This is a genomic window from Flavobacterium sp. W22_SRS_FP1 (assembly GCF_052113685.1).
In the GTDB taxonomy this organism is placed as follows: Bacteria; Bacteroidota; Bacteroidia; order Flavobacteriales; family Flavobacteriaceae; genus Flavobacterium.
In genome coordinates this window covers 1-14,409 of sequence record NZ_JBGQOE010000030.1, presented here as the reverse complement: position 1 = coordinate 14,409, position 14,409 = coordinate 1, and the positions used below count along the sequence as shown (strand labels likewise).

At 35.4% G+C, this 14,409-nt stretch carries 12 protein-coding genes; all 12 read right to left on the bottom strand.

Annotation, left to right across the window (positions count from 1 at the left end; all coding sequences use genetic code 11):
- Position 1: 1 nt before the first annotated feature.
- Positions 2-646: an imidazole glycerol phosphate synthase subunit HisH gene (gene hisH, locus ACEN2H_RS13555; RefSeq protein ID WP_441733238.1), complete on the bottom strand. Its 645-nt coding sequence runs from the start codon at positions 644-646 to the stop codon at positions 2-4.
- A gap of 2 nt (positions 647-648) precedes the next feature.
- The gene (gene hisF, locus ACEN2H_RS13550; RefSeq protein WP_441733236.1) at positions 649-1,494 is read right to left on the bottom strand and encodes an imidazole glycerol phosphate synthase subunit HisF; all 846 of its coding nucleotides are present in this window, start codon (positions 1,492-1,494) and stop codon (positions 649-651) included.
- A complete protein-coding gene (locus tag ACEN2H_RS13545; protein WP_441733234.1) occupies positions 1,491-2,177 on the bottom strand; it encodes an acylneuraminate cytidylyltransferase family protein in 687 nt (228 codons plus the stop codon). The genes hisF and ACEN2H_RS13545 overlap by 4 nt, the downstream gene beginning before the upstream one ends.
- Positions 2,174-3,220, bottom strand: a complete 1,047-nt coding sequence (locus tag ACEN2H_RS13540) for a nucleotidyltransferase family protein (RefSeq protein ID WP_441733233.1) — start codon at positions 3,218-3,220, stop codon at positions 2,174-2,176. The genes ACEN2H_RS13545 and ACEN2H_RS13540 overlap by 4 nt, the downstream gene beginning before the upstream one ends.
- Positions 3,217-4,320: a UDP-N-acetylglucosamine 2-epimerase gene (neuC, locus tag ACEN2H_RS13535; RefSeq protein WP_441733231.1), complete on the bottom strand. Its 1,104-nt coding sequence runs from the start codon at positions 4,318-4,320 to the stop codon at positions 3,217-3,219. Before neuC ends, ACEN2H_RS13540 begins: the two co-directional genes overlap by 4 nt.
- Complete coding sequence (gene neuB, locus ACEN2H_RS13530; RefSeq protein WP_441733229.1) at positions 4,317-5,339, bottom strand: N-acetylneuraminate synthase; 1,023 nt, start codon at positions 5,337-5,339, stop codon at positions 4,317-4,319. The genes neuC and neuB overlap by 4 nt, the downstream gene beginning before the upstream one ends.
- Before the next feature lie 2 nt (positions 5,340-5,341).
- Positions 5,342-5,965: an acetyltransferase gene (locus ACEN2H_RS13525; RefSeq protein ID WP_441733227.1), complete on the bottom strand. Its 624-nt coding sequence runs from the start codon at positions 5,963-5,965 to the stop codon at positions 5,342-5,344.
- Positions 5,955-7,097 (bottom strand): LegC family aminotransferase, encoded by a 1,143-nt coding sequence (locus tag ACEN2H_RS13520; RefSeq protein WP_441733225.1) that lies wholly within the window; start codon positions 7,095-7,097, stop codon positions 5,955-5,957. Before ACEN2H_RS13520 ends, ACEN2H_RS13525 begins: the two co-directional genes overlap by 11 nt.
- 2 nt (positions 7,098-7,099) lie before the next feature.
- Positions 7,100-8,287 carry a UDP-N-acetylglucosamine 4,6-dehydratase gene (locus ACEN2H_RS13515; protein ID WP_441733223.1) on the bottom strand — a complete coding sequence of 396 codons (1,188 nt, stop codon included), beginning with the start codon at positions 8,285-8,287 and terminating at the stop codon, positions 7,100-7,102.
- A gap of 31 nt (positions 8,288-8,318) precedes the next feature.
- The gene (locus ACEN2H_RS13510; RefSeq protein ID WP_441733221.1) at positions 8,319-9,386 is read right to left on the bottom strand and encodes a Wzz/FepE/Etk N-terminal domain-containing protein; all 1,068 of its coding nucleotides are present in this window, start codon (positions 9,384-9,386) and stop codon (positions 8,319-8,321) included.
- A 97-nt stretch (positions 9,387-9,483) separates the two neighbouring features.
- The gene (locus ACEN2H_RS13505) at positions 9,484-11,898 is read right to left on the bottom strand and encodes an SLBB domain-containing protein (RefSeq protein ID WP_441733219.1); all 2,415 of its coding nucleotides are present in this window, start codon (positions 11,896-11,898) and stop codon (positions 9,484-9,486) included.
- Between the two features lie 751 nt (positions 11,899-12,649).
- Positions 12,650-13,738, bottom strand: coding sequence for a GDP-mannose 4,6-dehydratase (gmd, locus tag ACEN2H_RS13500; RefSeq protein WP_441733217.1), 1,089 nt, complete (start codon positions 13,736-13,738; stop codon positions 12,650-12,652).
- Positions 13,739-14,409 lie beyond the last annotated feature (671 nt).

Sequence of the window (14,409 nt, the reverse complement as noted above, 5' to 3'; positions counted from 1 at the left end):
TTTATAGTTTTAAAAAATTTTTATAAATTGTTAGCCCTTTTTCAGCACTTTTTTCTGGATGAAATTGAAAGCCAAAAATATTTTCTTTTTGTACAGAAGTACAGTACTTTATATCTTGGTAATATGAAAAACTTAAAACGTCTTTAGCATCACTTGGATTGGCGTAATACGAATGTATAAAATACATATAATCTTCTTCAGTAATCTCATCTAATGGAGTGCTTTCCCATTTATTTATGCTCTTATCTTCTAATATTTTATTCCACCCAATTTGAGGAATTCTTATTTTTTTTCCATTAAACGTAGAAGGGAATTTTTTGACATCACCATTTATAAGCCCTAACCCATTGTTAATTCCAAATTCTTCACTAGTTTCAAAAAGTAATTGCATGCCTAAACATACTCCCATCATATAATTACCTTTTTTTACAAATTCTTTAATTGGTTCTATCAAATCTTTGTTAGCTAATTCATCCATGGCAACTTTAAAAGCTCCTACACCAGGTAAAATTAATGAATCTGCACTTAATATATCTTTTTGATCAGAAGAAATAATTGGGCTATATCCAAGATGGATACATGCTTGATTTATACTATATAGATTTCCATGACCATAATCAATAATCACTACTTTTTTCTTATTCATAATTATCTACAATAAATTGACTTTGAATGCAAATGCTTTTTTAAATCTTTCAAGTCAAAACTCTTAAAAACACTAGAGCTTCTTCCACTAAGAAGAAAATCTACATTACCTTCTTTTCTGTTATTTAAATCTAAATTAAAATTCTTTAGAGCCTCATAATGTAATGCCGATCCAATTGCAAGGGAATCAATTATTCCTGATTCAAGTAAGTTTTCAACATCGTTCATTGATCCAATTCCACCATGGGCTATTACGGGTAATGAAATAGCGTATGAAATTTCTTTAGTCAATTGAACATCTACCCCCTTACCAGTTCCTTCTTTATCTACGGATGTAATTACAATCTCACCCGCACCCAATCTTTCTACTTCCTTGGCCCATTCAATCACTTCTATACCAGTAAATTCCCTTCCATTATCAATAAACGCATAATATTTGCCATCTGGATTTTTTACTGCTTCTATCGATACAACAATAGTTGAACTACCAAACTCTTCAGAAGCTTCTCTTATAAATTCAGGGCGTTTTATTGCAGCAGTATTAATGGATATCTTATCGGCACCTATCCGTAGCATTGATTTTATATCATTTAAACTTCTTATTCCCCCACCTACGGTAATAGGGATGAAGATACTTTTCGCTGTTTCTGAAATAATATCATGAAGGCTATTACGCTCATATAATGAAGCTACTACGTCCATAAACATCAATTCATCAGCACCTTGTTCATAATAGTATTTAGCAAAATCAGATGGTTTTCCCAAGACTCTTAAACCTTCTAAATGGATACCTTTAACTAAATTTGGTCCTTTAATGTCTAACTTGGGTATTATTCTTACTGTTTTCATTGTTTATTTAAATAAAAGTCGGCTAAAACCCAGTCTGCCATTGTATCAATATCGATACTTCTTTCTTCCGGCATTATTATTTTTTTAATTTTTTTAAACTCATGGAGCTTTGCACTTTTCAAAGCATTTACATTCATTAAATACATGGAACCGTTGTAAGCAAAGACATCAGGACAATCTTGTCGTCTTTGAAAATTGCCTCTTTTACTTCTATCCAAAAAACCGTATTCGTTTTCTTCAAAAAGGGTAAAATACGGGTTCTCCTTTGCTTTTTTTACACTAACTACCATTTCAACATCTTCATCATAACTTTGAATCAGATTTTCAAAATCTTGTTGGCTCCGAAAAGGGGATGTAGGCTGTAAAAGGAATACCAAATCAAAGTATTTGTTATTCTCTTCATAATATTTTATTGCATGCATAATAACATCATAGGACGTAGCTATATCAGACGATAATTCTTCCGGTCTTTTAAAAGGAACATGAATTCCTAGGTCAGAAGCAATTGTCAACACATCTTTATCATTTGTTGATATACACAATTCGTCCCCTTTATTAATATTCTTCATTGCAAAATCAATTGAATAAAGAATAAGAGGTTTACCCCCTAACAATTTAGTGTTTTTCCCTGGCAATCCCTTAGACCCTGCTCTTGCTGGTATTAAATAGAGTATTTTCATCATACTTTTATATGCTTAATATCAATTTGAGCTTTCTCAAAATCCTCATGTTTACCCACATCTAGCCAATAACCAACAAATGGATAGGATATTACTTTTAAATCATTCTTAATCAACTCTTCCATTAAATCGGTTGCGTTAAAAAAAGTATCCTGAGGAATGTACTTCAACATTTCTTTTTTCATCAAATAAATCCCTCCATTGGCATAATAGGTATAAGTAGGTTTCTCTTTAAAACTTTTTACCGCTCCATTAATCGTTTCCAAAACGGCATACGGAATGCTTACTTGATACGGAATGGTCAACACAGCTAAATCAGCCCCTTGTTTTATAAACTCCAGATAAAACTGTTCGTAATCTATGTTGGTTAGCAAATCCGAATTAGTGACTAGAATATAGTCATGTTCAAAATTTTTAATTTGAGACACAGCGCCTATTGTCCCGAGCGCTTTTTCTTCCCAAACATATTCTATTTTAATGTTCTTTTCTTTTCCTTGTCCAAAGTGCTTTTCAATTTGTTCTCCCAAATATTTAACCGAAACCCAAAAATCATCAATCCCAAATAAAGCCAATCGATCCAGATTATGTTCCATAATTGCCTTACTCCCCACTTTTAAAAGGGGCTTTGGAACGTTGTCAGTCAAAGGTTGTAACCGCTGTCCTCTGCCCCCCGCCATAATCACGGCATCAATAGGTAAATAAGATCTAATTTTTCTAAAATTAATAACGTTAACCACTCTATGATTTTCATCAACTATGGGTACAATTCTAAAATCACCTTCACGGTATTCAATAATTTTTTCTAGATTATTTTCTCCTTTGGTGATATATCTGGGATCATCTTGAATAATTTCATCAATATAACTATCTATCGTAAACCCCTTGATCAATCCTCGTCTTACGTCTCCATCAGTCAGTGCACCAATTAATTTATCATCTGAATCCACGACAAAAAGAATGGCGTCTTGAGATAATTCGTTCAATAGTAGTAAGGCTTGTTTTACCGTACTCCCTGAAAGAATTAAATGATCTTTGTATATTCTCATAAAAATTCTTTTACGATTTTAATAATATTATCAGCAACTCTTTGTTTGAAATAAATATTTCCACCTTTATATTTCTCGAAATTCATTGCTTTAGTTACAGCTAAAATTACCGCCCCTTCTTTAAATTCACAATTCAAAACATTTTCACTTTGAACCCTTCCTTTTTGTCGGTCTCCAACATTAACTACGTACTTACCAAAAGATGCCGCTTCCAATATCCCACTAGAGGTATTCCCTATCAAAATTTTCGTATAATGCATCGCTGAGAAATAATTAAGTTTACCAAAGTTTTCAATCAATAAAAATCGGTCGGGAAATTCTTTTTTTAACTTTTCAATGACCTCTCTATAAACCGATCCCTGTGTATCGGCGTTAGGCATTGTGATAATCAAAAACATTTTTTTTGAAATTGTTGCTAAAGCATTTCCCATCGCTTGGGCATACTGAGCATTATCTTGTAAAGACATTGTCTCTGGGTGAAAGGTCACTAAGGCAAACTCTTCGGTAGGAATTTTAAATTCTTCAAAGAAAGTAGCCCTATCTATAGGGACAAAAGATTTTATATCGTTTAAACTCAGCGCCCCAACAGAATGAGTATCTTCTGAGAAACCTAATAAATCTATTACTTTTTCCCTAAAAACATCCGTAGCTGTAAAATGTAACTGTGCTGCTAAAGTGATTTGGTGTCGGTAAATATTGTCTATCGCTCCCAATGTGGTTTCCCCCCCATGTATATGGGCAAATTTTACTCCAAAAGGAATTCCTGCCTGTACCGCGGCACTCATTTCAAATCTATCTCCTAAGCAAAAAACTAAATCATATATATGATTCGTCCAAAAGTCGGCAAACTTCAACACGGTTAAGCCATAAGATGACGCAATAGACTGTTCATCATCATTGGAAATCAATGATGAAACGGAATGGATAACAGGATAATCATCCTTTTCCACATCCTTTAAAGTATATCCGTGACTTTTCGATAAATGAGTTCCGAAAGCGATAATTTCCATTTCAAAAAAAGAATCCCTTTTCATTTTTTCAAGCAAAGGAAGATATATTCCATAATCGGCTCTTGAGCTGGTTAATATTCCTATTCTCATATCAAGTCTGACAATAATAATTTATGAAATTCGTTTTTATCGGAATTTAACTTTTTACCTATAATATTTTCCCATTCCATTGGAGAAATTCCGTCACCTGGTCGTAAAGAAATAATATCTTCTTCCGAAATAACATGCCCTTTTGATAAATTCTTTTTCAAATGGATGCTTTTTCTTGCTATCGAGATGTTTTTTGATTCACTCTCACTTGGCATTTTTTTCCCATCTCCACTCAAGGCCAATTCAATATTTCGTATCGCCTTAACCATTGCTTTTAATTCCTCTGGCTCTAATGAAGCCACATGGTCAGGTCCAGGCAACGTTCTATCCAATGTAAAGTGTTTCTCGATAATTGTAGCGCCCATCGCCACTGCAGCAATTGGAACTTCAATACCAAGAGTATGATCGGAATAACCACCCTGTACTCCAAAAGTTTTTTGAATTGATAACATCGCCTTTAGATTTACATCTTTCATAGGCGTTGGATATTCTGTATTGCAATGTAATATTGATATGTTGTCCTTTTTTAAACCAAATTTCAATAGAACATCCATTGCTTGCTTAATTTCAATTTCGGAACACATTCCAGTTGACATGACAACTGGTTTACCGCATAAAGCTATTGCTCTGAGATAAGGATAATTCGTTATTTCTCCACTTGGAATTTTAAAAAAAGAAAGTCCAAGATGATTAAGGTAATTCACACCCTCCACATCAAAGGCGGTAGAGAAAAACTGAATATTCCTTTCAGAGCAATAGGACATTAGTTCTAAATGATTTTCATGACTCAATTCTAATTTCTTCAACATAGCATACTGCGAGTTATCATCGTCATTGATATTAACGCTCTGGTATTCCGCTTTTTTAGCAGATTTGCTTACTAAACTATCTGCTTTAAAAGTCTGAAATTTAACATAATCAACCCCAGCATCTACAGCCACGTCAATTAGCTTTTTAGCTACTTGAATATCACCGTTATGATTTACGCCTGCTTCGGCTATAATAATTACTTTATTCATACTTAAATTATTCTACCGGGGTTTCCGACCACTTTTTTTCCGTCTGGTATATTAGTAATAACTACGGTTCCTGCTCCTATTACAACATCTTTTCCAACAACAATTCCTTGCTTTATTACCGCATTGGCTCCCACAAATGTTCTATAGCCAACAGTAACATTTCCTGCTAAAACTGCTCCTGGCCCTATATGAACCGCATCAGCTAAAACACATTCGTGCTCAACGATACAGCCGGAATTTAATATTACATTTTTCCCAACTACTGCAAGAGCATTGACAAGAACATTTTTATTAATAAAACTACCACGCCCTATCACCGCGTTCTTTGAAATGTGAGCTGTCTTATGTATAATCGTTTCGACTGTCTTTCCTTTGCTCTCAATCAAAATGCTTATGTTTTGTCTTAACTTATTATCGCCTATTCCAAGAATAAAGGAAACTTCCATCTGCCATCCTGCAAAATCATCATTCTTTTCAAATCCTATATAGACTAAATTATAGGGGTCTGAACCCGACACTTCTTTATCGGAATAACCGATAATTTTTAATCCATTTTCCAAAGCCGTTTCAGCAACCACAAAAGCATGTCCAGAATAACCAATAAGAATTGTCTTTTTATCTAACACTGCTAGGTATATTTACTATTCGTTCTTCTAAGAATTCCGCATTTGCATTCTCGTCTCTCTGACAATTGGCATACATTGGCAAACGATACATTAGCTGCCAAATAGGACGGGTCATCACTCCAGTAGCATTCGTTGTTTCCAAAAACAAATCTCTTTCTTGTTTGCTCTCCAATTCTACACACATCAGCCAATAATTCGCTTTTGTTTCAGCTGTTTCGGTTCTGAATTTTATTCCTTTTGTCGCAAAGAAAGAGTGATACTCTTTTGCTAATTTTCTTTTATTTTCTAAAAAATATTCCAACTGTTCCAATTGGGCACATGCCAAAGCGGCATTCAAATTAGGCATTCTAAAATTATACCCCATTTCATCATGAACATATTCATAAGGATGTGGAACTTTAGCCGTAGTGGTAAGGTACTTCCCTTTTTCTCCTACTGCAAGATCATTAGTGACAATTACTCCACCACCGCCACTAGTGACGATTTTATTCCCATTAAAAGAAAAAACTCCTACTTTTCCAAAACTTCCAGTTGGCTTACCTTTATACTCGCTCCCCAATGATTCCGCAGCATCTTCCACAATCGGAATTTTCCATTTGTTACAAACTGTAATCAATTCATCTAGATGTACTGGAAAACCGAAAGTATGCATTGGAATACAAGCGCTGATTTTATTTCCTGTCTTTTTGTTGTAACAGCCGTCCTCTCGCAAATCTCCAAATTCTTCTAAAAATAAAGCAACCGCTTTAGGGGACAATCCCATAGTATCTAAATCAACATCTAAAAAAACAGGAGTTGCATTTAGATACGCTATAGCATTTGCAGTAGCCACAAATGTCAAAGCTTGTGTCAATACTTCGTCTCCTGCTTCTACCCCAACCAAACGTAAAGCTACTTGAATACCTGCAGTACCGTTGACAACAGCTACTGCTTTCTCAGTTTGTGTAATACTTTGCATCATCAATTCAAATTGATCTACATAAGCTCCTACAGAAGATACAAAAGTCGTGTCTATAGTATCTAACAGATACTTTTTTTCGTTGCCTCCAAAATGAGGAACGTGCAAGGGTATAAAACTTTCTGTTTTATACTGGTCTTTGATAAAGAATATAACCGATTTAAAATCTGACATAATTACATTTTTGAATCTAAATATTTCCCTGTTTCTTTGTGAGCAAAATTGGGTATCATATTATGAAATAAAGCAACAATTGATTCTTTATTCCAATTTAAATTTGATTTCATTTGTTCAATTTGTTTTGTGAAACTAACTAATTTTGATGAGTTAAAATTAGCCTCATTTTTGATAATTCCAAAATTATAGAATCGATCCATATCTAAGGTTTCATCATCAGTATAAAACTCCTCAAAATCTTTTTCGCCCGTGGTATCACTGCCACTAAATAAACAAGGCCATTTTTTTTGTGCGACCAAATCATCAACACTATTTCTTGCCTCCTCTTCTGTTTCACATAAATAAGGTTCATAACCAATTTCAGCCAAATATTTAACCGCTATGTCAGCAAAAGAAATTAAATGTAAACTTTCACTTAATTTAGGAAAAAAAATATCTCTATTTTCTCCGAATATACAGGACATCAGACAAAGTTCACCCGATTCTTTTGGCGTAACGAAATACCGTTTGATATCATGGGGCGCAACAATAGGTTGCTTCTTTAAAATTCTTTGATTAAAACCGTGTAATAAAGAACCGTCTGAAAAAGCCACATTGGCAAATCGAGCAGTGGAAATTGTAATTTGTTCACTTTTTCGCATCAAATACATCTCCATAATTCGCTTTGAAGCTCCCATCATATTGACTGGATTCGCAGCTTTATCGGTTGAAACACAGAAATATTTTTTGGTGCCTTTTTCTATGGATTGCTGTAAAGTTTTCTCCGTATTGAAAATATTTACATCAATCATTCGCATTAAGGTAAATGGATCTTTTTCGCTTCGTACATGTTTTAAAGCCGAAAGATTTAAAACATAGTCAAACTTACCATCTGATTTAATAAAGGTATCATATTCTATAGATCCAATATCCAAAGCAAAAGTTTGAAAATCTCCATCAATATACCCATAAGAACTTCTTAAATCACGAACCAGTTCCACCATGTTATTTTCGCTGACATCAACAACATGCAATTTTAATGGATTCCGTTTGAAAATTTCCTTGCTTACCGCTTGACCTATGGATCCAGCTCCTCCGATAACCAAAAAAGAAGAAGTACTGACAATTTTAGACAATTCACTTTCATAAGTCAAAATATCTTTATCAAACATTTCTTCTTCTCTGCCTATTAATTTGAGAATATTCATTTTTTTAAATATATTATTTATATCAAAACAATTAATTAGTTATCAATTTCAACAATCTCCTTAAAATCAATCCCAACACCACCAAAAAACCAGCTAAAAAAGCGCCCATTATAATTCCTTTTGCTTTTCCAAATTTTTCTTTCTTCAAAGGCAAGATAGGGCTATCTATAATCTGAATTAAAGGTGTTTCCTTGCGTAAAGTCACTTTCGCTAATTCTGACTGTTTGACTAGTTCTGTAAGTATGGCAGTATTCGCCTGCACATCGACCTGTCTCCGGGCCGATGGTGCCCGACGCACATTAAGGGCCGGATTCAAACTAAAGGTATTGTCGTTAGCCACCGCTACTCCAGTAATGGCGCTATTCAATTCGCGACGAATAGAATCGGTCTGCTTTTCTAAAATGGCCATATTCTCTCTTGATTTTTGGCTTTTTGTTGCTATGTAAAAATCAGAAACTTCTTTAGCCAAGGCCTCGCTAAAATATTTAGAAAATAATTCATTGGTAGAAACGACATCAATATTGATGATGGCCACTTTTTTATCTTTTTGACCTACAGTTAATGCTGTTTTGGACAAATTTGAATAGATCACCCCCAAAATACTGTCCTGAACCCGAGTAAATTTTTTTCGATCGGCTTGAGGGGCAAACTGAATTCCTGCAAACTGCTCTTTGTCTTTCCAGTCCTCTCTCCATTCATTATTTTGGATGTACATTTCAGCCAAAGAAATATTTTTTCCGTTTACGTTTACCGGGGTCAGTAAGGTTTGCTCCACCATTCTGCGAGATTTAAACAACTCCGTGAGATTAGATCCAGTAAAAATACTACCGCCTCCGCCTCCAAGATCTAGACCAAACGAACTGGCAAGACCCAAAGCACCACCTAATCCACCTCCAGATTTTTCGTCTTCAAGGGCAAATGATAATGTGGCTGTATAAACCGGTTTTTTAATAAAGGAATAGGTTAATCCTATAGCGGCTCCTATAACTCCGGCTAATAAAATAACTCTCCATTGAAACAGCAAATAGGCATACCATTCCTTTGCTTTTTCAATCAATTCCTTTAACGATATTTCGTCGTTTGGGTTTTGTTCATTCATATATCTGCTTTGCTTGCTGTTCTATTTTCTTTATTCTATATTCTTTACTCTTTGGACGAAAACTATTTGCCATTTTCCTCTCACTCCTCACCACTCACTACCTAAAAGCCGTCAAAATCAACAAGGCCAAACTTGCCATGACACTTCCAATACTGACAAACTCAGCAGTACTCATCTTTTTAACCTCTGGTTTTTCAGGGACTACAATTTGAGAACCTGGTGTTACTTTCGGATAAGAGTTTATACCAAAGAAAGAACTGGCCACTGCCGCTTTACCGTTCGGGTAAATAATATATGCTTTTTTCTTCCAACCCTTGGCATCAATCCCTCCAACCGCATCTAAATAATATCTAAACCCTCTGCCTTTAGCATAAGGAATCTCTGAAGTCAATAAGACACTACCCGTCACTTTAACGCCTTCATTAAACACAGCCACTTCTATTTCGTCTCCAGGGAAAAGAGTTACATTAGTTCTACTCTGCTGGTCTTCCATAACAGACTTCCAATCTACAGGTATAACCGCAAACTTCAAATCTTCTTTTAATTTTTTCTCTATTTTATTTTGAATACTGTCTTTTTTACCCAAATTCAAATCAATACTTTCTATGGATTCAATTTGTTTAGCTTGAATGGGACGTTTTATCTTAACACCATCCACATTAGCAACGGAAGTCAAGCCACCAGATCTTTTTACAATATCATATACTTTTGCTTTCTTACTAACCAACACGTATTTTCCAGGATAATTTACTGCTCCACTAATGGTTACCATCTCTGGTTTTTCGTACACCGCCATCTTTCGAATATTTATTACATCAAATGGCTGCAATGAAAAATTGATAGCTTGCTCATTGTTATCAGGAGTAATTTCTAAATTAAACAATTCGACTCTATTGGAGTTAGTATAATCAATCTCTTCAGATACAATCATCCTCGCTACTTCTACTCTCTTCGATGCAGAACCCGTTAAACCACCTGCCTGAACAAATACGTCATTTAAAGTCAAACCCTCATAATAAACATAAGTCCCTGGTTTTTTAATTTCACCATCAATCGTTATTTTATATTTTTCCACGAAATCTAATATAGAATAAACCGTTAGCACGTCTTCCTTATTCAAAGCGATATCAGCTTCGAGATCTCCCTCTAAAGCTTTCTCTAGATCTACGTTGATGATTTCTGTTGTCAAGTCAGATTTCACCCGAATAATTCTTGCCCTTTTGCTATAGGCATCTTCTTTTAAGCCATCTGCCTTGGCAATCAAATCAGAAACACGCATTCCTTGATAAAAGGAATAAGTCTCCGGTCTAAAAACGGCCCCATCAATTATGATTCGGTTCTCAAATCGATTTAAGATCTTAGCTACTCTGAACACGTCTCCAGAACGCGGCTTATAACTATCGAATTCAGATGCCATGATATCTTGCACTTTAAATTCCTTGTCTGTTTTCTGAAGTACATTTACTGATGCAGTATAAGCAAACGCAGTAAAACCTGAGGCAAACGACAATAAATCAGAAAAAGTTTCACCTAGTTTCATTTCAAAAATTCCCGGACGTTTAACTTCCCCTTCTAGAGTAACTCTTTGGCTGTATGCCGGAATCCGGATCACATCATTGTCTTTTAAGCCTACGTTGTCCGATTGATCCCCATTGACCAAAAACTTATAGATATCAATAGTACTATATGTTTTATTGTTCCGAATCAATTCTATGTTTCTGTAACTTCCGTTCTCCCCCGGACCTCCTCCTAAAAACAAGGCGTTATAAACTGTTGCCAGTGAGGAAATAGAATAATTTCCTGGTTGCTTGCTTCCTATTATTGTTACTCGAATCGTCCTGATGCGACTCAAACTCACAGCAAGCTGAGATTGTCCTGAGCCTATCGTACTATAGACTTTAGCCATCGCCCCTCTTATTTTTTGTGTGGCCGCTTCAATACTCATTCCTGCAACGGAAATTTGTCCCACGTACTGAATTGATACTTTTCCCTCAACTGAGACGGGAATGCTCGCATTATATTCCTGCACGCCATAAACACTAACTTGCAACTCATCGCCAGGACCCAGAATATAATTCATGGGAGTAGCCAATTTTAAATTGGGCTCAAAATTTAGCGTGGGATTGTCAAACAGTTCAGAACCAAAAACCAACGAATTTTGATTGTCTTTTATTTTTTCACTAACTATTCCCTCTTGGGTTCTGGTATATTCGCCATCGGAATCATCAGCGTCCTTTTTAATCATACTATTGTTCGCAGTTGCGCTCAATCGTACTTTTAATTTAGCAAACTCGGCTGAAGACATTCCTTTGGCCAAAGCCATAGGCTCCAGCTGCTCGATAGTCGCATTATTAGCCTGTAATTGCGTTTTTACTTTCGCTACCTCAGCCTCAGATAAATTATCTACTTTTATAGTACTTAAATCAGTCCCTTTTAACAAATCTTGCGCTATCACGCTGTTTGTTTGAAAAATGGCAAACAACAATAAAAAGCTAAGTATTATTTTTTTCATATTAATTTATATAGTCAAGTTAAATCCGATTAAAAATTAAATTCTATCAAACCGATTCTTATTTTACTAATGTTCTATTTGTTTTTTTACTAAAAAAAGAAAACAGACTTAGCACAAAATGGCTTCGCCGTTGTGACTCCCACAATTGGCTCACAAAATTTCAATTAATTATTTTTTAAACAAGAAAGCTATCTTCTTTAAAAGATGCGTTAGTCGGCGAAGGTAGCCCTAAAAAAAACCAAATTCTAAATTTAAATTTGGTATTTAATCCACCTCAAAATTTCATCTATAAAAATATAAAACTAAGCTATTAAAAGTCAATTAACTAAAGTAAAAATTAGACCCACCGCTTTCTGGTAAAAATCACCTAATTTAGTGAGACTAAAAATCAAAATATCGGTACGAAATACCCTCCTTATTTATATGCTTTTTGAAAACGAATCTGTGAATCGTTTAATTGGTTAACTGTTTAATCGTAACTAAGCATCCTGTTTTCGGTGAATTATTTTATCTGTTATTTGTTTAACTAGTTAATTGCTGTTCGAAAGGGTTAATTCGTAAATCGAACTAATGGTTAATCGATTAAGTTTTTCTTAACCGATTGAACTTTTTTTTAAACAAATAAACTTTTCCTAAACGATTAATCTTTCCTAACCGATTAAACTTTTCCTAAAACGATTAAACTTTTTCCTGCTTAAAATAATTCAAAGCGGTATAGTATCAACTACCACTTTGCAATATTGTTATCGAACTAATACAATTTCAAATCACTCGCCACCATCTCTTTAATCATGGTAATCAAGTCATACTGTGGTTTCCATCCTAATTGTGTTTTTGACTTCGTAGGATCTCCAATTAAAAGATCAACTTCAGTAGGTCGGTAATACTCCGGATCAACTCTAAGTACAACTGTACCTAGGGCAATCTGATACAAGGGATTAGAACAAGCAACAACGGTAGCGGTCTCCTTTTCTTGTTCGCCGTCAAAACGTAATGAAACACCTACCTCTGCAAAAGCCATGATAACGAAATCTCTAATATAAGTAGTTACACCGGTTGCAATTACATAATCTTCTGGGGTATCTTGTTGTAAAATTCGCCACATCGCTTCTACATAATCCTTAGCATGTCCCCAGTCTCTTTGAGAATTCAAGTTTCCTAAGTATAAACAATCTTGCTTCCCTTTAGCAATAGCAGCTACAGCCATGGTGATTTTACGTGTAACAAAAGTTTCACCACGTCTTGGAGATTCATGATTGAAAAGAATACCATTACAAGCAAACATACCATAGGCTTCACGGTAGTTTTTAGTAATCCAAAAACCATAAATCTTAGCCGCTCCATAAGGAGAACGTGGGTAAAAAGGAGAGCTTTCGTCATAAAAACCTGCTACATTTTTATTCTCTGCCAATCCTCCATACAATTCAGAAGTAGAAGCTTGGTATACTCTTGTTTTCTTTGTTAAACCTAGCAAACGAACAGCCTCAAGAATCCTCAAGGTTCCTAGACCATCAACATTAGCCACATATTCAGGAGAATCAAAAGAAACCATTACATGCGACATGGCTCCTAAATTATAGATTTCATCAGGCTGTACTTCCTGTATAATTCGTATAATATTAGTAGAATCGGTCAAATCACCATAATGCAACTTAAAGTTTACATTTTCTTGATGCTGATCTTGATATAAATGATCAATACGTTGCGTATTAAAAGAAGAAGCACGACGTTTCACTCCATGAACCATATATCCTTTTTCTAATAATAATTCTGCTAAATAAGATCCATCTTGACCCGTAATTCCTGTTACTAATGCTACTTTTTGTGGTGTGTTATCCATGATATTATTCCTTGTTATTCGTGTTTTATGTTGTCTTCGTATTCTGTTTTAAGTATCCCGCATTCTTGTCATTCCCACACTCTTGTCATTCCCACACTCTTGTCATTCCGAGGAACGAGGAATCTCCGCCCCAATTTTCCTATTCCGTCAGTGCAAATTAAGCTTCACTGTGCGGAGATCTCTCCTGCGTCGAGATGACAAACAGAACGGTAAAACCTCTTGTCATTCCCACACTCCTGTCATTCACACATTCTTGTCATTCCGAGGAACGAGGAATCTCCGTCCCAATTGTCATTCCCACACTCTTATCATTCCCACACTCCTGTCATTCCCACACTCCTGTCATTCCCACACTCTTGTCATTCCGAGGAACGAGGAATCTCCGTCCCAATTGTCATTCCCACACTCTTGTCATTCCCACATTCTTGTCATTCCGATGAACGAGGAATCTCCGTCCCAATTGTCATTCCCACACTCTTATCATTCCCACACTCCTGTCATTCACACATTCTTGTCATTCCGAGGAACGAGGAATCTCCGTCCCAATTTTCCGCCACCATTATCATTCCCGCACTCTTATCATCCCCACATTCTTGTCATTCCCACACTCTTGTCATTCCGAGGAACGAGGAATCTCCGCCCCAATTGTCATTCCCACACTCTTGTCATTC

Bases quoted from the DNA above. Each gene is read 5' to 3' on its own strand.
- gmd (WP_441733217.1), bottom strand. From the start codon at position 13,738: ATGGATAACACACCACAAAAAGTAGCATTAGTAACAGGAATTACGGGT.
- ACEN2H_RS13540 (WP_441733233.1), bottom strand. From the start codon at position 3,220: ATGAGAATATACAAAGATCATTTAATTCTTTCAGGGAGTACGGTAAAA.
- ACEN2H_RS13545 (WP_441733234.1), bottom strand. From the start codon at position 2,177: ATGATGAAAATACTCTATTTAATACCAGCAAGAGCAGGGTCTAAGGGA.
- ACEN2H_RS13510 (WP_441733221.1), bottom strand. From the start codon at position 9,386: ATGAATGAACAAAACCCAAACGACGAAATATCGTTAAAGGAATTGATT.
- ACEN2H_RS13520 (WP_441733225.1), bottom strand. From the start codon at position 7,097: ATGTCAGATTTTAAATCGGTTATATTCTTTATCAAAGACCAGTATAAA.
- ACEN2H_RS13515 (WP_441733223.1), bottom strand. From the start codon at position 8,287: ATGAATATTCTCAAATTAATAGGCAGAGAAGAAGAAATGTTTGATAAA.
- hisH (WP_441733238.1), bottom strand. From the start codon at position 646: ATGAATAAGAAAAAAGTAGTGATTATTGATTATGGTCATGGAAATCTA.
- neuB (WP_441733229.1), bottom strand. From the start codon at position 5,339: ATGAATAAAGTAATTATTATAGCCGAAGCAGGCGTAAATCATAACGGT.
- hisF (WP_441733236.1), bottom strand. From the start codon at position 1,494: ATGAAAACAGTAAGAATAATACCCAAGTTAGACATTAAAGGACCAAAT.
- ACEN2H_RS13505 (WP_441733219.1), bottom strand. From the start codon at position 11,898: ATGAAAAAAATAATACTTAGCTTTTTATTGTTGTTTGCCATTTTTCAA.
- neuC (WP_441733231.1), bottom strand. From the start codon at position 4,320: ATGAGAATAGGAATATTAACCAGCTCAAGAGCCGATTATGGAATATAT.